This is a genomic window from Alterirhizorhabdus solaris (genome assembly GCF_007785815.1).
GTDB lineage: Bacteria > Pseudomonadota > Alphaproteobacteria > Sphingomonadales > Sphingomonadaceae > Alterirhizorhabdus > Alterirhizorhabdus solaris.
Genome location: NZ_VNIM01000079.1, coordinates 1 through 19,653 on the forward strand (window position 1 = coordinate 1; position 19,653 = coordinate 19,653).

The 19,653-nt window shown below is 71.2% G+C and carries 14 protein-coding genes; 7 read left to right on the forward strand and 7 right to left on the reverse strand.

Annotated elements, in window-relative coordinates; translation table 11 throughout:
- The first annotated feature begins 80 nt into the window (after window positions 1-80).
- The 4 genes from FOY91_RS16050 (at window position 81) to FOY91_RS16065 (ending at window position 4,969) form a co-directional block, all read left to right on the forward strand.
- Window positions 81-971, forward strand: coding sequence for an ROK family protein (locus tag FOY91_RS16050; RefSeq protein ID WP_145154188.1), 891 nt, complete (start codon window positions 81-83; stop codon window positions 969-971).
- 205 nt (window positions 972-1,176) lie between these two features.
- Window positions 1,177-2,541 carry a tetratricopeptide repeat protein gene (locus tag FOY91_RS16055; RefSeq protein ID WP_145154190.1) on the forward strand — a complete coding sequence of 455 codons (1,365 nt, stop codon included), beginning with the start codon at window positions 1,177-1,179 and terminating at the stop codon, window positions 2,539-2,541.
- Entirely contained in the window at window positions 2,526-3,800 is a 1,275-nt protein-coding gene (locus tag FOY91_RS16060; RefSeq protein ID WP_145154192.1) for a HupE/UreJ family protein, read from the forward strand. Before FOY91_RS16055 ends, FOY91_RS16060 begins: the two co-directional genes overlap by 16 nt.
- A gap of 395 nt (window positions 3,801-4,195) precedes the next feature.
- Window positions 4,196-4,969, forward strand: a complete 774-nt coding sequence (locus FOY91_RS16065; RefSeq protein WP_203234601.1) for a TSUP family transporter — start codon at window positions 4,196-4,198, stop codon at window positions 4,967-4,969.
- Between the two features lie 183 nt (window positions 4,970-5,152).
- Here the strand turns inward: FOY91_RS16065 and FOY91_RS16070 are convergent, their stop codons facing one another.
- Complete coding sequence (locus FOY91_RS16070) at window positions 5,153-9,370, reverse strand: translocation/assembly module TamB domain-containing protein (RefSeq protein WP_145154194.1); 4,218 nt, start codon at window positions 9,368-9,370, stop codon at window positions 5,153-5,155.
- A complete protein-coding gene (locus FOY91_RS16075) occupies window positions 9,370-11,364 on the reverse strand; it encodes an autotransporter assembly complex protein TamA (RefSeq protein WP_145154196.1) in 1,995 nt (664 codons plus the stop codon). Before FOY91_RS16075 ends, FOY91_RS16070 begins: the two co-directional genes overlap by 1 nt.
- Before the next feature lie 101 nt (window positions 11,365-11,465).
- Between FOY91_RS16075 and FOY91_RS22050 the strand changes: the two genes are divergently transcribed.
- Window positions 11,466-11,642, forward strand: coding sequence for a hypothetical protein (locus FOY91_RS22050; protein ID WP_203234602.1), 177 nt, complete (start codon window positions 11,466-11,468; stop codon window positions 11,640-11,642).
- Window positions 11,643-11,753: 111 nt separating this feature from the next.
- Here FOY91_RS22050 and FOY91_RS16080 read toward each other — a convergent pair whose 3' ends face one another.
- Genes FOY91_RS16080 through FOY91_RS16100 form a run of 5 tightly spaced genes read right to left on the reverse strand, consistent with a single transcriptional unit; the run spans window position 11,754 to window position 16,087 of the window.
- Entirely contained in the window at window positions 11,754-12,704 is a 951-nt protein-coding gene (locus FOY91_RS16080) for a DMT family transporter (protein WP_238995745.1), read from the reverse strand.
- A 7-nt stretch (window positions 12,705-12,711) separates the two neighbouring features.
- Complete coding sequence (locus tag FOY91_RS16085; protein ID WP_145154198.1) at window positions 12,712-13,713, reverse strand: threonine aldolase family protein; 1,002 nt, start codon at window positions 13,711-13,713, stop codon at window positions 12,712-12,714.
- 48 nt (window positions 13,714-13,761) lie between these two features.
- The gene (gene fghA / locus FOY91_RS16090) at window positions 13,762-14,589 is read right to left on the reverse strand and encodes an S-formylglutathione hydrolase (protein WP_145154200.1); all 828 of its coding nucleotides are present in this window, start codon (window positions 14,587-14,589) and stop codon (window positions 13,762-13,764) included.
- Complete coding sequence (locus tag FOY91_RS16095) at window positions 14,589-14,966, reverse strand: VOC family protein (protein ID WP_145154202.1); 378 nt, start codon at window positions 14,964-14,966, stop codon at window positions 14,589-14,591. The genes fghA and FOY91_RS16095 overlap by 1 nt, the downstream gene beginning before the upstream one ends.
- Window positions 14,967-14,977: 11 nt before the next feature.
- On the reverse strand, window positions 14,978-16,087 hold the full coding sequence (locus FOY91_RS16100) for an S-(hydroxymethyl)glutathione dehydrogenase/class III alcohol dehydrogenase (protein ID WP_145154204.1): 1,110 nt from the start codon (window positions 16,085-16,087) through the stop codon (window positions 14,978-14,980).
- A 149-nt stretch (window positions 16,088-16,236) separates the two neighbouring features.
- Between FOY91_RS16100 and ku the strand changes: the two genes are divergently transcribed.
- Together ku and ligD are read left to right on the forward strand one after the other, a co-directional pair.
- Complete coding sequence (gene ku / locus FOY91_RS16105) at window positions 16,237-17,151, forward strand: non-homologous end joining protein Ku (RefSeq protein WP_145154206.1); 915 nt, start codon at window positions 16,237-16,239, stop codon at window positions 17,149-17,151.
- Window positions 17,148-19,653, forward strand: a 2,506-nt coding sequence (gene ligD / locus FOY91_RS16110) for a DNA ligase D (RefSeq protein ID WP_145154208.1), incomplete at its 3' end; no start/stop codon positions are given. The genes ku and ligD, both read left to right, overlap by 4 nt.

A 19,653-nucleotide genomic window follows, 5' to 3' on the forward strand; every position in this document is an offset into this window, starting at 1 on the left:
CTGTTCGCCTGACGCCACGCCGTTCCCTCCCGCCCCGTCCCGCGCTAACGCAAAGGCATGGAGCGGGAGAGGACGAGCGGATGCTGACGGGTGCGATCGAGGCGGGGGGCACGAAGTTCGTCTGCGGCGTGGGCGATGCCACCGGCTCGCGGGAGACGGCGCGGATCGACACGCGCGACGTGGCCGGCACGCTCGATGCGGTCGTCGATTTCTTCCGCGCCGCGCAGGAACGGCACGGTGCCGTCGCAGGCTTCGGCATCGGCAGCTTCGGCCCGCTCCAGCTCGATCCCGCAGCCCCCGATTTCGGGCGGATCACCACCACTCCCAAGCCCGGCTGGGCCGGCGCCGACATCCCCGCCCGGCTGCGCGCGGCGTTCGCCGTACCGGTAGCGATCGATACCGATGTGAACGCGGCCGCGCTGGCCGAGGCGGCGACGGGCGCCGGGCGGGGCGCACGATCGCTCGCCTATGTCACCATCGGCACGGGCGTTGGCGTGGGGCTGGCGATCGACGGGCGGACGGTGCGCGGCCTGGGCCACCCGGAGGCGGGCCACCTGCTCGTCCGCCGCCACCCGGGCCACGGCGATTTCGACGGCATCTGCCCCTATCACGGCGATTGTCTGGAGGGGCTGGCGAGCGGCCCGGCGATCATCGCCGCCTGGGGCGGTTCGCTCGCCACCCTGCCCGCCGACCATCCGGCATGGGACGTGCTGGCGGACTATATCGGCCAGTTGTGCGCCAGCCTGATCCTCACCGTCGCGCCGACGCATATCGTGCTGGGCGGCGGGGTGATGCAACAGGCACGGCTGCTGGAAGGCGCGCGCGTCCGCACCGCCGACCGGCTGGCCGGCTATTGCGCGGAATGGCAGGGCGACGTGTTCGACCGGCGCATCACCGCCCCCGGCTGCATCGAGCCGCCGGGGCTGGTGGGCGCCTACATGTTGGCCCGCGCGGCGGTGGCGGCGGGCTGAACCGCCCCGGCGATGGGGAAGGCGGGCGATCGCAGGCCACCGCCGTGCGGTGCACCGTGCCGCTGCAAGGTCGTCACCAATAGAGATCGCCCGCGCCGGCCGGCGTATTTGTCATTTTGACGATCCGCCGCCGCCGTGCATAGGATCGCCACCGATCCGGCCGCGCCGCCCCGCGCGGTTGCTTGAGAATCGGCGGGGAATGCCGGTGAAACGACTTGGCCTGCGCTACGGACTGCTGATCCTCGTCCTTGCCGCGATCAGCGGGGCGATCGCCTGGTTCGGCAGCGAACGGCCGGGCGCCGCGATCAGGCCTTATCCCAAGGTGGAGACGGCGGTGAGCGGCGCACAGGCCGATGCCGAGCAGCAGGGCGTGCCGACCAATTACGCGCAGGCGCTGGCCGCGCTCGATATCGAGCTTGCCGCCGCCCGCCGCACCGCCGCCGCCCGGCCCGGTGAATGGCTCGCGGTCGCCTCGCCCGGCGATGTGCTGCTCGCCCGCGCGCGGCTCACCAACTCGTTCGACGATTATGCCGAGGCCGGCCGCTGGTACGACAGGGCGAGTGCGATCGACCCGCGCGTCGGTCCCGCGCTGCAACGCGCGACGTGGAACTTCGCGGTGCACCGGCTGGCGGCGGTGGCGCCCGATCTGGACCGGATCGACGCCTATGTCGTGCCCGACGCGGGCGAGCAGGCGAGCGCCACGGGCCTGCGTGGCGACCTCGATTTCTATCGCGGCAACTATGCTGCCGCGCTGGACAGATACGAGCGGTCGCACGGGAGGATCGTGACGGTCGGCACCGCCTTCCGCCTCGCCAACTACTGGGCCCGGATGGGGGATGCGGCAAAGGCCAACGCCTATCTCGACGAGGCGGAGAGCCGGCTGCGCGGGCCGCAGCAGCAGCAGCGTGCCTTTCTGGAGATGCATCGCGGCATCATCGCCTATCAGGCCGGCCAATGGGACGAGGCCGGCGCGCATTATGCCCGCGCCGCCACGATCTTCCCCGGCCACTGGCTCACCGAGGAGCATCTCGCCACCGTTCTCGCGCTGAAGGGCGACACCAAGCGCGCGATGGCGCTCTACCGGTCGATCGCGCGGCGCACCGGGATGCCGGAGGCGTATGACGCGGTGGCCGGGCTGTACCGCGCGCAGGGCGATCTGACCCAGTCGCAGGCGTGGGCGGCAAAGGCCGGCGCGGGGTGGGCGAAGCGGCTCGCGCTGCTGCCGGAGGCCGCCTACGGCCACGCGCTAGACCACGAACTGGCGTTCGGTAGCGATCCTGCCCGTGCGCTGGCGATCGCCGAACGCAACTACGCCAACCGCCCGTTCGCCGAGAGTGCGACCGGGCTGGCGTCGGCCTATATGGTCAACCGTCGCCCGGCCGATGCGCTTCGCGTGCTGGCGCCGGTGCTGGCCTCCGGCTGGGTTTCCGCCGAGCCGTGGATCGTCGCGACCGAGGCCTATGCGATCACCGGCCAGACGGCCAGGGCGGACGAGGCGCGCAAGCGGGCGCTGGCGATCAACCCGCACAGCTTCGATCGCAATCCGGGGCTGGTATGGCTGGAGCATTGATCCGCCTGCTCCGGGCGCTGCTGGCGCTGGCCGCGCTGGTGGCGGCCCCCGCCTCGGCGCATCTGATGGCCAATTCGGTGGTAAACCTCGATTTCGCCACCGCCGCCACCACCGCCGAGATATTGATCCCGCTCAACGACCTGCAACTCGCCTCGGACATCCGCGTCGATCCGGCGAACCCCGCGTCCACGATGCCGGCGGCCCGAGCCTATCTTTCACGCCACATTCGGGCGATCGCGCCCGACGGGCGACCGTTCACGGTGGTGCTCGACCGGCTGTTCGTGCTCGCCGACCCCAGCCAGGCGGATCTGAACGTCGCCGCCCGCTTCGTGCCCCCCGCCGGGGCATCGCCGCGCGTCTTCACCCTGCGCTACGATGCGGTGATCGATCGCGTGCCCAACCATTTCGTGCTGGTGTTCGCGCGCAGCGATTTCGCCGGCGGCGTGCTGTCCGGCGATCCGCAGATGATCGGCGGGTTGCAGGCGCCGACCGTCGCGGTGCGGGTGGATCGCGGCGGCGGCAGCGCGTGGGCGGGCTTTGCCGCCGCGATGCGGCTGGGGATGCACCATATCGCCGAGGGACACGATCACCTGCTGTTCCTGATCGCGCTGATCCTGCCGGCACCGCTGCTCGCCGCCGGCCGGCGCTGGGGCGGCTATGCCGGCCTGCACCAGACCGCGCGGCGGCTGCTGGCGGTCGTCACCGCCTTCACCATCGGCCATTCGGTCACGCTGATCGGCGGCGCCTTCTTTGGCTGGCAACTGCCCGCGCGGCCGGTGGAGGTGGGCATCGCGCTCTCCATCCTCGTTTCGGCGATCCATGCGTGGCGGCCGCTGTTCGCGGGGCGCGAGGCGCTGATCGCCGGAGGGTTCGGCCTCGTCCACGGCCTCGCCTTCGCCACCATCATCGCGAATTTCGGGCTGGAGCCGCTGGCCAAGGCGCAGTCGATCCTCGGCTTCAACCTCGGCATCGAGCTGGTCCAGCTGGCGGTGGTCGCCTGCGTGATGCCGGCGCTGCTGCTGCTCGCGCAGACCCCGGCCTATGCCCCCTTCCGTACCGTGGGCGCGGGGCTGACGGCGGTGGCGGCGGTCGCGTGGATCGTCGAGCGGGTGAGCGGCACGCCCAATCCGGTCGCCGAGGGGATCGACGGCGCGCTCGGCTATGCGCCGTGGGGCGTGGCGGTGCTGACGGTGGTGGCGCTGGCCGGCTGGGGACTGCGCGGCAGACCCGCCCGCGCCGACACGTCCGCGACCGCCTGAGGCCCGCCCCATCCGCACCAAGCTGAGCGTCTGCCGCCGCAAGCGCGACTACCCCACCGCCGAGGCCGCGCTCGCCGCCGCAGCCCGCGACGGGCTGCCGCTGCGCCCCTACGCGTGCGACCGCTGCGGCCGGTTCCACCTGACGGGCCGCACCAAGGGCAAGTGGGTGGCGGGCGACCGCCATACCCAACCCGTTCCGGGGATGCCATCCGCGCGTTCCGAGTTTTCAGGCGACAGCGACTGCCGCACCGTGGACCGCGGAACAGGTCCGGGGTGACGATCCGACAGGCAGCATCCGCCCCGCAGCCCGGCGCGACACGCTTTCCCGACAGAAGCCAGCGACGCGCACCATGTTCCGGCTGGCATCGCGGCAAGCAGCCCCGTAAGCCGCACCGGTGCACCTGACCCCCGACATCTTCCTGATCCTCATGGCCGTGGCGTTCGCGGCCGGCAGCGTCGATGCGCTGGCGGGCGGCGGCGGCTTGCTGACGATCCCTGCACTGATGGCGGCGGGCATCCCGCCGGTCGCGGCCCTCGCCACCAACAAGCTGCAGAGCGCGGTCGGCACCGCCTCCGCCTTCCTCACCTTCTGGCGCGCCGGGCATGTCGATCTGCGGCGCTTCGCGCTGCCGGCGGCAGGCGCGTTCGCCGGATCGGTGGCGGGGGCCACCGCCGTGCAGCATGTGAACCCGGCGTTCCTCACGGGGCTGGTGCCGGTACTGCTGATCCTGATGGCGCTCTATTACGTGCTCGCCCCGCCGATGGGCGAGGTCGATCGCCACCCGCGGCTCGGCCCGGTCGGCCTCACCTTGATCCTGACCGTCATCGGCTTCTACGACGGCTTCTTCGGCCCCGGCGCGGGATCGTTCATCACCACCGCGCTGGTGGCGCTGGGCGGGCTGGGGCTGGTGCGCGCGATCGCCAACACCAAGCTACTGAATCTCGCCACCAACATCGCGGCGCTGCTGGCGATGATCGCGGGCGGGCAGGTGCTGTGGCTGCTGGGGGCGGGCATGGCGATGGCGAACGTGGCGGGCAACCAGGTCGGCGCGCGGCTGGCGATGCGTTTCGGTGGGCGCGGCGTGCGGCCGCTGCTGGTCATCATGTCGATCGCGCTGACGGCGAAGCTGCTCGCCGATCCTGCCAATCCGCTGTGGCGGCTGTTTTAGGTAGGGTCGCGAGCGGGGTGCGGCTTGCCGGATCGTCATCCCGGCCTTGTGCCGGGGTCCACGGTGCGGCGATCGGCGTCGACTGGACTTTCGACGCCGCGATGGCGAGTGGGTGGCCCCCGGCACAGGGCCGGGGTGACGGGATTAAGAAGGAATCCGGCCTCTGCTCCCCGACGCCCCCGCTCAGTAATCCCGCGACACCCGCACGTTGGCGCTCGTGCGGCCCAGCGTGGAGATGCTGGACAGCAGCGACAGCCAGCGCGTGATCTGGAACTCCACCCGCGTCGCCGAATAGCCCTGCCCGTCGGTGATGACCTCCACATAGGTCCGCCGGCCGATATACTTGCCCGCCGCCACCGAGGTGCGCTGCCCGGTCGTCACGTCGGCTGGCAGGATGCGCAGGCGATCCAGCCCCGCCGCCCGCCGCACCGCATTGATCGGGTTCAGCCCGGTGCCGCCGCCGCGCAGCGAGGTGACGGCGGCGGCAAGCTGCAACGCCTCCGGCGCCGACAGGTTGGTGATCGAGGTGCCGAACAGCAGCCGGGAAAGCAGTTCGTCCTCCGGCAGCGCCGGCACGCTGGTGAAGTCGATCTCCGGCCGCAGCCCGGTGCCGGACACGCGGATCGTGGCGTTCAGCCCCTGGATGTTGGCCTGTGCCACGATATCGAGCACCGGATCGGGCGGCGCATCGCCGAGAAATCGGATCGCCCCGCGATCGAGGTCGAAGCGGCGGCCGGCGAACTCGTAGCCGCCGCGCACCAGATCGGCGCGGCCGGTGATCGCCGGATTGTCCACCGTGCCCTTGATGGTCAGGTCCGCGCGCCATTCGCTGTCGAGGCCGAGGCCGGTCACGGCCACCTGGTTGCGGGCCTTGGCGTGCAGGTCCAGCCGCCACGGCACCGGCGCGGCCTGCTCCTCGCCCTCGTCCGCCGGGCGGTTGATCTCGCTGACGGGCAGGCGCGGGATAGTGGCGGCGGCGGCCTGCCCCAGCCGGTAACGCGCCTTGTCCAGCGTCACGTCGCCGGCGATCACCCCGCCCACGCCATCGGAGCGGATCGTCAGCGGGCCGGTGACGGTGGCGCCCATCTCGTCGCGATCGAGCAGGACGGCCTGCCTCGCATCCACCGCGATATCCATGCCGAAGCCGCGCGCGGCGGCCAGATCGAAGGTGGCGCGGCCGCTCACCGTGCCGCCCTTCGGCGTGGCGGCGGCGTAGCGATCGATCACCAGCCGCGATCCGCCGAAGCGGCCGCTGGCCTGCAACCCGGTCAGCACCGTGCCGGTGACACCGCTTTCGAGCCGCGCGCCGCTGGTGCGCAGCGATCCGCGGATCTGCGGGTCGGCCAGCCGCCCGCTCATGTCCGCGCCGATCGCGACCGGGCCGGACAGGTCGATCGTCTCCACCCCGGTCAGCCGCCAGAGGATGTCGGCCGGTCCGTCGTAGCGCAGCTGCGCGAACAGCGGCGCGTTGGCGAGGCGGTCCGCCAGATCGCCGCCCGGCGGCAACGGCGCGATGCGCCCCTGCGCGCGGCCGATCGTGCGCCCGCCGCTTGCCACCACCGCGCGCGCCACCGCGCCGCTGGCAGACAGCACCGCCGCCACCCCCATGTCCACCGGGCGGGAGGAGAGCACCAGCCCGGAGCGGGTCAGGCCCCGCACGATCAGGTCCGCCCGCCCCGTGGGGGCCGCCGCGCCCGCCTGCCGGTAGGCCAGCTTGCCGCTCGCCGCGCCGCCGAGGCCGAGGCCCGGCGCGGCGATATCCAGCACCGTCAGCGGCATCCGCTCCAGGCCGGCGTCCAGCTCGGTCGCCGATGCGCCGAAGCGGCCGGCCAGCGTGGCGGTACCGCCGGCGAATTCCAGCCGGGCCGGCGCCAGCCGCCAGCCGTCGCCTTCGCGAGTGAAATCGGCGGGCGCGGTCAGGCGGATTGGACGGCGGTCCACGTTGCCCTGCCCGGTCAGCCGCCCCCGGCCGGGAGAGAGCGCCGCCTCCGTCACCAGATCGAACGCCCGCCCGCGCGATCCGGCCAGCGAGGCGCGTACGCGGCCGTTGCCGTCGGTCAGGTCGGCGGTGGCGGCGAGGCGCGCGAGACTCAACCCGCCGCGCCTGATTCCCTGTGCGTTCACGCTGCCCCTGATCGTGGTGCCGGCGGGATCGAGCCGGATCAGCCCCTCCATCACGCCCTTGCGCACGGCGACCACGGGCGGGCCGGGCAGCGTCGCGCCGTTCGCCGCCAGCTTCACCGCAATCTCCTGCACGGCCTCCTGCACCGGGGCGTCGCCGGCACCGGCGGTGCGGAAATCGAGCGTGCCGTCCAGCCCGCCGCCCGCCACCGCCAGCCGCCCGGTAAAACCGCCCGGGTCCGATCGCAGCGCGCCGCTCGCCCGCGTGTTCGCCACGTCGATCGCCGCCACCGCGATGGTGGCGGGTGCGCCAGAGGGCAGCAGGATGGCGCCGGTGCTGGTGAACGGCCCCAGCGTCGATTGCCCGCGCGCGGCGTAGGCGTAGCCGCCCGGGTTGGGCGACAGGTTCAGCGTCACCCCGGCCAGCCCCAGCGCGTCCATCGGCCGGGCCAGCACAAGATCGACCTTCGGGCGCGAGATGTCGCCGTCCAGCGTCATCGTGAACGGGCCATATTCGCCTTGCGTGCCGCCGCCGGTGAAGGCGAAGGTGCCGTCGCGCCGGCGGATGCCGTTGCCGGTGATGCGGATCTGCGGGCCGGTCAGCACCAGCCCGCGCAAGCCCAGCACGCCATCCGGCCCGCGCACCAGCCCGGTCTCGATCATGGGCAGCCCGCCGGCCAGACCCGCGAGGAAGGCGTTGTCGAAGCGGCGCACCCATGCGCGGCCCTTGCCCACCACCATCGTGCCGCGTCCGGCCGGGCCGGGCACCACCTTCAGCTCGGTCGTCACGTCCACCAGCCCCAGCCCGGGGATCAGGTAGCGGGTGAGGCCGCCCGACAACGTGACGTCGTAACGTCCGGTGACGAGATCGAGCAACAGTGCGAGCCTGCCCTTGATCTTGTCGGAGGACAGCGCGAGGCCCTCGCCCGTCACCGTCTTCGCCGTCACCTTCAGCGTGCCGTCGATCGCGAGGTTGGCCAGGATGCCGCCGGCCACGTCGCCCACCCCCGTCACCCGCCGCGCGGTGAGCCGCACCGGCAGCGTGACCGGGCTTTTCGACAGTCGCCCATGCCCCTGTGCGCGCACCGTCTCGAAGCCGGTATCGTCGAACTGCACCTGATCGGCGGTCAGCGCATAATCGAAGGCGGCGGTGTCGAACGGGCCGTCCAGCGTGGTCCGCAGATGGATCGCGCGGCCGGTCATGTTCGGGAACAGCGCGGGCGGTCGCAGCAGGCGCAGATTGATCCGCATCCCGTCGAACGCGCTCTCCGCCAGATCGACGACGCCCGCGAGATCGAGCGACAGCGCCGGCGAACGCAGCGACAGCGTGGAATCGAGCCGGCGGTTCGCCAGCTTGGCCGCCCCCGTCACCAGCATGCGCGGCGCGCTCAGCCGTTGCAGCTTGCCCTGCAAGATGGGCGAAGGCGCGAGCATGCCGGACAGCGCATAGGTGCCGCCGTGCGCCTCCAGCGCCAGATCGGCGATGCGGCTGGCGGAAACGTCCAGCCGGGCGCGGCCCTTCCATGCCGCCCAGCCGCCATCACCGCCGATCACCAGCGCCATCGGCCGCTTCGTGCCGGCCAGCGCGCCGACCAGCCCCCCCGAGGGGGCGGCAAGCCGCGCCTCCAGATCGAACCGGTCGCTGTCGGGCGCGGCATCGAGCAGCAGGCGCAGCCGATCGCCCGCATTGGTCGAGGCGGCGAGGTGGATCAGCGCGCGGCAGGCGTGGATATCGGCGCGCCCGGCGAGGCGGCCGAGACGGCGCCGGCCCGTCACCGCCGGCTCGATCCGCAGCGTTCCCACGTCCAGCCGGCCGAGGCGGATGTCGAAGCCGGGCAGGATCGGCCCGTCGCTGCCGGTATCGCGCAACGCGGGCAGGCGGTGGAGGATGGCGAGATCGGTGGCGAGGCGGTCGATATCCAGCCGGTTGGCCGCCCACGCGGTCGGGTGCCAGTCCAGCGCCAGCTCCGGCACCTCGAGGAACAGCCCCTTCGGATCGTACAGCCGCACATCGCGCAGCCGGGTTTCGCCCCAGATCGATCCGTCGATCCGGCCGATGCGGATGCGCAGCCCGCTCGCCGGCTTCAGCGCGGCGATGCGATCGGCGAGGAAGCGGTGGCCGGGATCGGTATCGATCACCACCAGCGCCAGCCCGATCGCGGCGATCAGCGCCAGCAGCAGCAGCCCGAGCCAGCGCAGCGACCGGAAGCGACGCCGCCGACGACGGCGGACTGGCGGTACGGCGCGCGGCGCGGCGTCGGGCTCGGCGGCGGTGTCCATCAGAACGCCTGCCCCAGCGACACATAGACGGCGACCCGCGAATCACCCGGCCGCCGGTTCAGCGGCGTGCCGACATCGACGCGGATCGGGCCGAAGCTGGTGTAATAACGCGCGCCGATGCCCGCGCCGTAACGCAGGCCGGTGAAGCGCGGCAGCGCCTGGGTGTACAGGTTGCCACCGTCGAGGAACGGCACCACGCCGAAATCGCCGAACCGTACCCGCGCCTCGATCGCGAACTCGGTGAGGCTGCGCCCGCCGACCGGATCGTTGTTCGCATCGCGCGGGCCGATCGCCTGATAGCCGTAGCCGCGCACCGATCCGCCGCCGCCGGAATAGAAGCGCCGCGACGGGGCGATGCGATCGCGGCTGGCGCCCATGATCGTACCCAGCCGGATGCGCCCGGCCAGGCTGGTGAAGCCGGTGACCGGCAGATAGGCGCTGCCGTCGATCTGCGCGCGGGCATAGCCGAACGCCCCGTTCTGCAACGAGGCCTCGGGCGAGAGCCGGCCCGACAGGCGATAGCCGCGCGAGGGGTTCAGCAGGTCGTCCGATCCGTCATAGGCCAGGCTGGTCGGCACGGCGGCGATGAAGAAGGTGCGGCGGCGCGGGATCGCCGTCAGCCCCACCACGTCGCGCTCGTCGGAAGCGGTCAGTTCGCCGCCCAGCGACCATACCCATTTCTTCTGCCAGATGATGTTGGTCTGCCGCTCGATCCCCGCGCCCACGGTAAATGTCTTGGCATCGTAGGCGTTGCGGTTGGTGTGGCTGGCCACCGCCTGCGCGGTGAGCACCCGGTCGCGCGCGCCGTAGTTCGATCGCCGCAGCGCCGCGCCGAGCGACTGTTCCTGCGTGCCGGCCACGCCGCGAAAGGTGACGGCGCCCTCGGGCTTGATGAGGTTGCGGTGCTGCCAGCTCAGTTCGGTGCGGATGCCTTCGCCGGTGCCGTAGCCCAGCTCTCCCGCCACCGTGCGGCGCGGCGCCCGCTCCAGCTGCACCGCGATATCGACCACGCCGGGGGTGGCGGACGGGACCGGGGTGAGCACCACCGCCGACACGAGCCCGGTCTGGATCAGCGCGCGGCGGAAATCCTCGATGCGCGCGGCATCATAGGGGTCGCCGGGGGCGAAGCGGGCGATCTCGCCGAGGTGCTTCGGGGTGAACAGGGGCTTGCCGCGCACCGCGATCGCGCCGAACCGCTGCGCGCCCTCGGGTTGCACCATCAGCACGAGGCTCGCCTGCCGCGTCTCGTGATCGATGACCAGCTTCGTCTCGGCGATCTTCGCGAAAGCGAAGCCCTCGCGGCCGAGCGACGTGCGCAGCCCCGCTTCGGCCGCCGTCACCTTGTCGGCGTTGACGATATCGCCCGGCGCGATCGGATAGGCCCGGCGCAGTGCCGCCGCCTTGTCCCCCGCCGCCGCCAGCCCGCCCAGATCGACCGTGGCGAAGCGATAGACCGGCCCCGGCTCGGCCGCCAGCGTCACCCGGATCGCCCCGCCGGCCGCCTGCGCCTCAACCCGCGCGGTGACGACGGCATCGTAATAGCCGTAGGCGCGCAGCAGGTCGCGCAGCGCCTCCTCGTCCTCGCGCGCGCGGCGATCCACCTGCGCGACGTTGGCCGACTTGCCCTCGCCCGCCGCCAGCGACGACACCTGATCGAACCGCTGCCGCAGCGCCACCGGATCGACCCCGTCCAGCCCGTCGATCCCCTCGATCGCGAAGCGGTAGCGCTGCGTCGCGTCGGGATCGAGCGCGGCGGCCGCCGCCGCCTGCCCCGGCGCGGCATCGGGCGCGGCGAGATCGGGCCAGTCCACGCCCAGGCCGGGCAGCGGCTCCAGCGGGGAGGCCGGATCCAGCGCGGCGGAGTCGGGCATCACGACCGGCGGCGGCGCGGCGACGGGATCGGATGCCCCGGCCTCCTGCGCCGCCGCCGCCACAGGAACACAGGAAAGGACAAGCGCCGCCGGCAGGATTCGGCGCGCGAACGCGGGATGCATGGCGCGAAACTAGCGGCAGCGGCGCGCGCCCGCCAGCATCGAAAGTTTCGGCTCGGCGCGCGGGGGTGGTGCTGCGGCGTTGCCGGTGGCAAAGGCCGGCGATGGCACAGACCCCTCCCCCCGAACCGCGCGCGGCGGGCGCCTTCATCGCACTGGCGGTGATCCTCGGCGCGATCGCCGGCATGGTGCTGCACGAACCTTCGGCCGGCATCCTGATCGGTGCCGCCGTGGGCGGTGCGATCGCGCTGGCGCTGTGGCTGAAGGACCGGCGGCGCTAGAGCCTCGACGTGGGTTCGATAGCCGAAGGCCCGTCTTGAATGGCTCGGGTGCGACCCTCCTTCGAGACGCCATTTCGACAAGTCCAATGACCCCTCAGGAGAGCGGGTCGATCATCTGTCGTCAGATACCGGGCGTGCCTGTCCGCTCGCCTTGGCCCGCAACGCGATGACGAGGCCCGCCAGCACCAGCGCCACGCCGAGGGCTGCCGGCACCGTCCAGCGATACGCCTCGAACACGGTCGAGAGCGCCATCGCCAGCACCGGCACCAGCACGCTGGAATAGGCCGCCCGGCCCGGCCCGATCGCCTGGATCACGCCGAAATAGAGCGGAAAGGCCACCGCCGAGGCGGCCAGCCCGAGATAGGCGAGGCCGACGACATACGACAGGCTCGGATCGAAACGCGGCGGCCCGGCGGTGATCCAGGCGAAGGCGGCGTCGGCCAGCGCGCCATAGGCCATGCCCCAGGCGAGCAGCGTCGGCACCGGCAGCCGCCGCGCCCGCTCGCTTGCCTGCATCACGTTGGCGACCGAGGCGGCCATCACCCCCGCCAGCGTCAGCCCGATCCCCAGCAGGGTGGCGCGCGGCCCGGCGGCGGAAGCGGACAGCTCGTGCCAGAACAGCAGCGCCAGCCCGCCCACCGCCACCGCCGAGCCGGCGAAGAAACGGCGGGACACGCCCTGTCCCAGAAACGCGCGCGCCAGCAGCGTGTTCGGCACGATCAGCATCGCGAACACCAGCGCCACCAGCCCGGAGGCGATGTGCCCCTCGGCGCGATAGACGAACTGGAAGTTCAGCCCGAACAGCGCCACCCCGGTGACAGCGGCAAAGGCATGATCCCGCGCGGCCAGCCGCAGCGAGGCGCCGGCGAAGCGCGCGTAGAGGAACATCGCCGCTGCCGCGAGCGCGAAGCGGTAGGCGATCGACCAGCTCGGCGGCACGATCCCCAACTGATGACGGATCACCAGCCACGTGCCGCCCCAGATCAGCGTCACGATGGTGAAGGGCACCAGCACGCGCAGCTGCGCGGCGCGGTTCAGCGGCGGCTCGGTGGCGATGCTCACGACAGCCTCACAGTCCGGCGATCGCGGCGGCCAGCGCCGCCGTCTCGGTTGCCGGCTGATGCCAGGAAACGACGAAGCGCGCCTCGCCCGCCGCCCAGTCGTAGAAGTCGAAGCCCTGCCCGCGCAGATGCGCCGCCTCGGCCGGGGCGAGCGCGAGGAATACCTCGTTCGCCTCGACCGGATAGATCAGCCGTGCGCCCGCCGCCGCCGCGATCCGCGTCGCGCCGGCATTGGCGGCGCGCGCGTTCGCCAGCCACAGGTCGTCTTCCAGCAGCGCGTGGATCTGCGCGGCGAGATAGCGGCCCTTGGAGAGCAGATGCCCGCCGCGCTTGCGCCGCTCCGCCGTCCCCGCCGCCAGCGCGGGATCGAAGAACACCAGCGCCTCGGCCGACATGCCGCCGTTCTTGACGAAGCCGAGGCTCAGCACATCCACCCCGCCGCGCCAGGTGAGGTCGGCCGGGGTGCAGCCCAGATGCGCGAGCGCGTTGGCGAAGCGGGCGCCGTCCATATGCAGCCGCAGGCCGCGTTCGCGGGCGAAGTCGCCCAGCGCCGCCACCTCTGCCGGGGTATAGACCAACCCGTATTCGGTGGCGTTGGTGATCGAGAGCGCCGCCGGCTGCACCCGGTGGACGTCGCCCGGAATGCCGTCGATCCGCGCCGCCACGCCCGCCGGGTCCAGCTTGGCGCCCGGCCCGTCCGCCAGCAGCAGCTTGGCGCCGTGGGTGTAGAATTCGGGTGCGCCGCCCTCGTCGTTCTGGATATGCGCGTCGCGGTGGCAGACGATCCCGCGATGCGGCGGGCAGATGGCCGCCAGCGCCAGCGCGTTGGCCGCGGTGCCGGTGGCGACCCAGAACACCGTGACCGGCGCCTCGAACACCTCGCCCAGCCGCGCATCGAGCGCGCGGCTGGCGGCGTCGCCGTCATACGCCGTATCGACGTGGTTGACCGCCGCCAGCGCGGCCATCACCGCCGGGGCGACCGGCGCTGCATTGTCGGAGAAGAAGCGCATCGGCCTTGATTGCGGCCGGCAACCGCGCAGGTCAATCGCGCGGTGCGATCAGCCCAGCCGCGCGGCGTGCCACGCCAGATGATCGGCCATGAAGGTGGAGATGAAATAATAGCTGTGGTCGTAGCCCGGCTGCATCCGCAGCGTCAGCGGGATGCCGGCGGCCTCGCAGGCGACACGCAGCAGATCCGGTTGCAACTGGTCGAGGAACGGGTCCGCCGCTCCCTGATCCACCATCAACCCGGCCAGGCGCGCGCCATCCTCGATCAGCGCCACCGCATCGTGCCGCCGCCAGTCGCCGCGATCGGGGCCGAGATAGCGGCCGAGCGCCTTCTCGCCCCACGGCACCTGCCCCGGCGCCACGATCGGCGCGAAGGCGGAGACGGCCCTGTAGCGATCGGGGAAGGTCAGCCCCAGCGTCAGCGCGCCGTGCCCGCCCATCGAGTGGCCCATGATCGACTGGCGATCCATGTCCGCCGGGAAATGCGCGGCGATCAACGCCGGCAGTTCCTCCGCCACATAGGTCCACATCCGGTAGTTGGCCGCATAGGGCGCCTGCGTCGCATCGACGTAGAAGCCCGCGCCCTGCCCGAAATCCCACGCCTCGTCGTCCGGCACATCCTGCCCGCGCGGTGAGGTGTCGGGGGCCACGAGGATCAGGCCCAGTTCGGCGCAGGCACGACGATAGTCGCCCTTCTCGGTCACGTTGGCATGCGTGCAGGTCAGGCCGGAAAGATACCAGACCACCGGCAGCCGCGCGCCGTCCTCGTGCGGCGGGACATAGACCGAGAAGGTCATGTCCGTACCCGTGGCGGTGGAGGCGTGTTTCCACACCCCCTGCGTGCCGCCGAACGCGCGGTTGCCGGAGACCTGCTCCATTACGACCGCTTCAGCGCGCACAGCTTGTTGCCGTCGGGATCGCGCAGGTAGGCGAGGTAGGGCTTGCCCTGGTTGTTCTCGCGCACGCCCGGCGCATCCTCGATCGCGGTGCCGCCCGCCGCCACCCCGGCGGCATGCCACGCATCGCCCTGCGCGTGGCTGTCCACCGTAAAGCCGATGGTGCTGCCGTTGCCGTGCGTCGCCGGCTCGCCATCGATCGGCCGGGTGATGAGCAGCAGCCCGCCGCCGTGCGGATAGACCAGCCGGCCCTTGGGATCGAGGAAGCCCGGCTTGCCGCCGAGCGCGCCGATCAACGCATCGTAGAAGGTCTTCGACCGGTCGAGGTCGTTGCTGCCGAGCATTACGTGGCTGAACATCTTTTCTCTCCTCAATAGACCACGACGGAGCGGATCGACTCGCCCGCGTGCATCAGGTCGAACCCCTTGTTGATCTCGTCCAGCGAGAGGACGTGGGTAATCATCGGGTCGATCTCGATCTTGCCGTTCATGTACCAGTCGACGATCTTCGGCACGTCCGTCCGCCCCTTTGCCCCGCCGAAGGCGGTGCCGCGCCAGTTGCGCCCGGTGACGAGCTGGAACGGGCGGGTGGAAATCTCCTTGCCGGCCTCCGCCACGCCGATGATGATGCTGGTGCCCCAGCCGCGGTGGCACGCCTCCAGCGCCTGCCGCATCACGTCGGTGTTGCCGGTGCAGTCGAACGTATAGTCCGCGCCGCCGTCGGTCAGCGCCACCAGATGCGCCACGAGGTCCCCGTCCACCGTCTTCGGATTGACGAAGTGGGTCATGCCGAAGCGCTTGCCCCATTCCTCACGGTCGGGGTTGATGTCGACGCCAACGATCATGGCGGCGCCGGCCAGCCGAGCGCCCTGCAGCACGTTCAGGCCGATGCCGCCCAGGCCGAACACGATCACCGTGTCGCCCACCTCGACCTTGGCGGTGTTGACCACCGCCCCCACCCCAGTCGTCACGCCGCAGCCGACGTAGCAGCTCGTCTTGAACGGGGCGTCGGTGCGGATCTTGGCCACCGCGATCTCGGGCAGCACGGTGAAGTTCGAGAAGGTGGAGCAGCCCATATAATGATGGATCGGCTGGCCCTTGTAGCTGAACCGGGTCGTGCCGTCCGGCATCAGCCCTTTCCCCTGCGTGGCGCGGATGGCGGTGCACAGGTTGGTCTTGCCGCTGAGGCACGATTTACACTGGCGGCATTCCGGCGTGTAGAGCGGGATGACGTGATCGCCGGGCACGACGCTCGTCACGCCCGCGCCCACCTCGCGCACGATGCCGGCGCCTTCATGGCCGAGCACGCTGGGGAACAGCCCCTCGCTGTCCAGCCCGTCCAGCGTATAGGCATCGGTGTGGCAGATGCCCGTCGCCATGATCTCCACCAGCACCTCGCCCGCCTTCGGACCTTCGAGGTCGAGTTCCACGATCTCCAGCGGGCGCTTGGCCTCGAACGCGACGGCGGCACGGGTCTTCATTGAAAACTTCCTGTCTGGTTGCGAAGGCGTTGATAGCGAAGCCGCGCGAGGGGGGCAACGCGCGCGCCCGCGACACCGCGACCGCCCCGACCGGAACGACTCCCGCGCTCGCACATTGAATCGGCGTCGCAACGACATGGGGGCGGACGATGGCTGCACGCGCATATTGGCAGGGGCAGATCCGCCTCGCCCTCGTCTCGATCCCGGTCGAGATCTATTCCGCCACCAAGAGCGGGGCGACGATCGCCTTCCACCAGATCCACGAACCCTCGGGCAAGCGGATCAAGTATGAGAAGGTGGTGCCCGGCATCGGCCCGGTCGATCGCGACGAGATACTGAAAGGCTTCGAGTATGAGAAGGGCAGCTACGTGCTGCTGGACGAGAAGGAGATCGAGGGCGTCAAGCTGGAGAGCAAGAAGACGCTTGAGCTGACCCAATTCGTCGACGCGCACGAGATCGACGCGATCTATTTCGAGAAGCCCTATTATGTCGTGCCGGCCGACGATCTGGCCGAGGAGGCGTTCGTCGTGCTGCGCGAGGCGCTGCGCAAGACCCGCAAGGTGGGCATCGGGCAACTGGCGTTGCGCGGCCGCGAATATGCCGTGAGCCTGAAACCGTGCGGGCGCGGGCTGGTGCTGGAAACGCTGCGCTATGCCGACGAGGTGAACAAGGCCGCCTCCTATTTCCGCGAGATCGGCGATGCCGCGCCGGACGAGGACCTGCTCGATCTGGCCACCACGCTGATCGAGAAGAAGGCGGGCAAGTTCGACGCGTCCGAATTCCACGACCGCTACGTCGATGCGCTGCGCGACCTGATCGAGCGCAAGAAGGAGGGCAAGACGATCAAGGCCGACGACGGCGACGATGCCCGGCCCAAGGGATCGAACGTGGTCGACCTGATGGCGGCGCTGAAACGCTCGCTCGACAAGTCGGGCACGGCCAGGGCGGCGGACGATGCCCCGGCGAAGAAGCCGCCCGCGCGCAAGAAGCCTGCCGCCACGAAAGCAGAACCGGCCGAGGACAAGCCCGCACCCAAACGCGCCCCGGCGCGCAAACGCGCGTGACCGATCCGCTCGCCCGCTACAACGAGAAGCGCGACTTCGCGAAAACGAAGGAGCCGGCGGGTGAGCGAGGCGACACGGCGGGTCACGGTTTCATGGTGCAGAAGCACGATGCCAGTCGGCTGCACTGGGATTTCCGGCTGGAGCTGGACGGCGTGCTGAAAAGCTGGGCCGTCACCCGCGGGCCGAGCCTGAACCCGGACGACAAGCGCCTCGCGGTGCGCACCGAGGACCATCCGCTCGCCTACGCCACCTTCGAGGGGACGATCCCTAAAGGTGAATATGGTGGCGGGACGGTGATGCTGTGGGATCGCGGCACCTGGACACCCCATCCCGACAAGGACCCGGTGAAGACGCTGGCGGAGGGCCACCTCCACTTCACGCTTCAAGGCGAGCGGATGAAGGGTGAGTGGATCATGATCCGGCTGAAACCGCGCGGCCGCGAGAAGGGTGAGAACTGGCTGCTGCGCAAGGTGGCGGACGACTTCGCCGGCGGATCGGACGATCTGGTCGAGCGCGAACTCACCAGCGTCGCCACCGGCCGCACGATGCTGGAGATCGCCGAGGGAAAGGCGGCCGCGACGAAGAAGGCGCGTGCCAGGCGCAAGCCCGCCGCCCGGCCAACCGCGAAGGCCGACGTCGCCCCCGCCGCGAAACCGCGCGTCCGCAAGACGGCGCGCGCGAAACTCCCGCTCCCCGCCTTCCAGCCGCCGCAGCTTGCCACGCTGGTCGATCACGTGCCCGCCGGCGCCGGCTGGCTGCACGAGGTGAAGTATGACGGCTACCGCTGCCTGCTCGCCGTCGCCGGCAGCGAGGCCAAGGCGTACACCCGCACCGGGCTGGACTGGTCCGACCGCTTCGCTCCCGTCGTGGCGGTGGCGCGCGGTCTGGGCATCGGCAGCGCGCTGATCGATGGCGAGATCGTCGCGCTCGACAGCGAGGGCCGCCCCCGTTTCCAGACCCTGCAGGCGGCGTTGAAGGAGGGCGGCGCCCCGCTCGTCTTCTTCGCCTTCGACCTGCTGGAGCAAGACGGCGAGGACCTGACCGGCCTGCCCAACGTGGAGCGCAAGGCCCGCCTCGCCACGCTGCTGGCCGACGCCGCCGACGGGCCGATCCGTTATGCCGAGCATATCACCGGCGAGGGCGAGAAGCTGTTCACCGCGCTGTGCGGCGAGGGCTATGAGGGCGTCGTCTCCAAGCGCGCCGACGCGCCCTATCGCGGCCGTCGCAGCCAGGGCTGGCTGAAGACCAAGTGCATCCGCCGGCAGGAGTTCGTGATCGTCGGCTGGACGCCGAGCGCGAAGGGACGCGGCTTCGCCTCGCTGCTGCTGGGGCTGAACGAGGATGGCCGGCTGCGCTACGCCGGCAAGGTGGGGACCGGCTTCGGCGCGGACGGGATCGCGGCGCTGCTGGCGAAACTGACTCCGCTGGAACAGACGACCGCCACCGTAGAGGCGCCGCGCGCGATGGTGAAGGGCGCGCACTGGGTGAAGCCGGTGCTCGTCGCCGAGGTGGCCTTCGCCGAGATGACCGACGCCGACGGGCTGGACGGCGGCGTGCTGCGCCATTCCAGCTTCGTCGGCCTGCGCGAGGACAAGCCCGCCGCCGAAGTCGTGAAGGAGGACGTCTCCTCCCCGCCAAAACCGCGCAAGACCGCGAAGACCGCGAAAACGGACGACAAGCCGTTCGGTATCGCCATCTCCAGCCGGGACCGGGTGATCTTTCTCGAATCCGGGCTGACCAAGGGCGAGCTAGCCGATTATTATGCCGCGGTGGCCGAACCGATGCTCGCGTGGGCGGCGGATCGCCCGGTCAGCCTCGTCCGCTGCCCGCAGGGGCGCGCCAAGCACTGCTTCTTCCAGAAACACGACGCCGGCAGCTTCGGCGATACCGTGCGCAAGGTGCCGATCCGGGGCAAGGACGGGCAGGACGAGCCGTATCTCTACGTCGAGGAGGCCGCGGGGCTGCTCGCCTGCGTGCAGATGGGCACGATCGAGTTCCACGGCTGGGGATCGCGCGTGGGCGCGGTGGAGATGGTCGATCGCATGGTGTTCGATCTCGACCCGGACGAGGGGCTGGGCTTCCCGGCGGTGAAGGCAGCGGCGGTGCTGCTGCGCGGGGTACTGGCGGACATGGGGCTGGTGAGCTTCCCGATGCTGTCCGGCGGCAAGGGCGTGCATGTGGTGGTGCCGCTGGATGCCACGGCGGACTGGGTGGCGGTGAAGGATTTCGCCAGCCGCTTCGCCCGCGCGATGGGGCAGGCGCACGCCGACATCTTCACCGCCAACATGAAGAAGACCGAGCGCAAGGGCCGCATCTTCCTCGACTGGCTGCGCAACCAGCGCGGCGCGACGGCGGTATTGCCCTATTCCGCCCGCGCCCGCGCCAACGCGCCGGTCGCGGCGCCGGTTACGTGGGAGGAACTGGACGGGATCGAGACGCCGGCCCGCTACACGATCCGCGACGCGGCGGAACTGGTGAAGCGGGCCGGGGGGAAAGACTTGC

What these genes read in the sequence shown, in the direction of transcription:
- FOY91_RS16070 (WP_145154194.1), bottom strand. Translation starts at nt 9,370, where the DNA reads ATGGACACCGCCGCCGAGCCCGACGCCGCGCCGCGCGCCGTACCGCCA.
- ku (WP_145154206.1), top strand. Translation starts at nt 16,237, where the DNA reads ATGGCTGCACGCGCATATTGGCAGGGGCAGATCCGCCTCGCCCTCGTC.
- FOY91_RS16050 (WP_145154188.1), top strand. Translation starts at nt 81, where the DNA reads ATGCTGACGGGTGCGATCGAGGCGGGGGGCACGAAGTTCGTCTGCGGC.
- fghA (WP_145154200.1), bottom strand. Translation starts at nt 14,589, where the DNA reads ATGGAGCAGGTCTCCGGCAACCGCGCGTTCGGCGGCACGCAGGGGGTG.
- FOY91_RS16060 (WP_145154192.1), top strand. Translation starts at nt 2,526, where the DNA reads ATGGCTGGAGCATTGATCCGCCTGCTCCGGGCGCTGCTGGCGCTGGCC.
- FOY91_RS16075 (WP_145154196.1), bottom strand. Translation starts at nt 11,364, where the DNA reads ATGCATCCCGCGTTCGCGCGCCGAATCCTGCCGGCGGCGCTTGTCCTT.
- FOY91_RS16095 (WP_145154202.1), bottom strand. Translation starts at nt 14,966, where the DNA reads ATGTTCAGCCACGTAATGCTCGGCAGCAACGACCTCGACCGGTCGAAG.
- FOY91_RS16100 (WP_145154204.1), bottom strand. Translation starts at nt 16,087, where the DNA reads ATGAAGACCCGTGCCGCCGTCGCGTTCGAGGCCAAGCGCCCGCTGGAG.
- FOY91_RS16085 (WP_145154198.1), bottom strand. Translation starts at nt 13,713, where the DNA reads ATGCGCTTCTTCTCCGACAATGCAGCGCCGGTCGCCCCGGCGGTGATG.
- FOY91_RS22050 (WP_203234602.1), top strand. Translation starts at nt 11,466, where the DNA reads ATGGCACAGACCCCTCCCCCCGAACCGCGCGCGGCGGGCGCCTTCATC.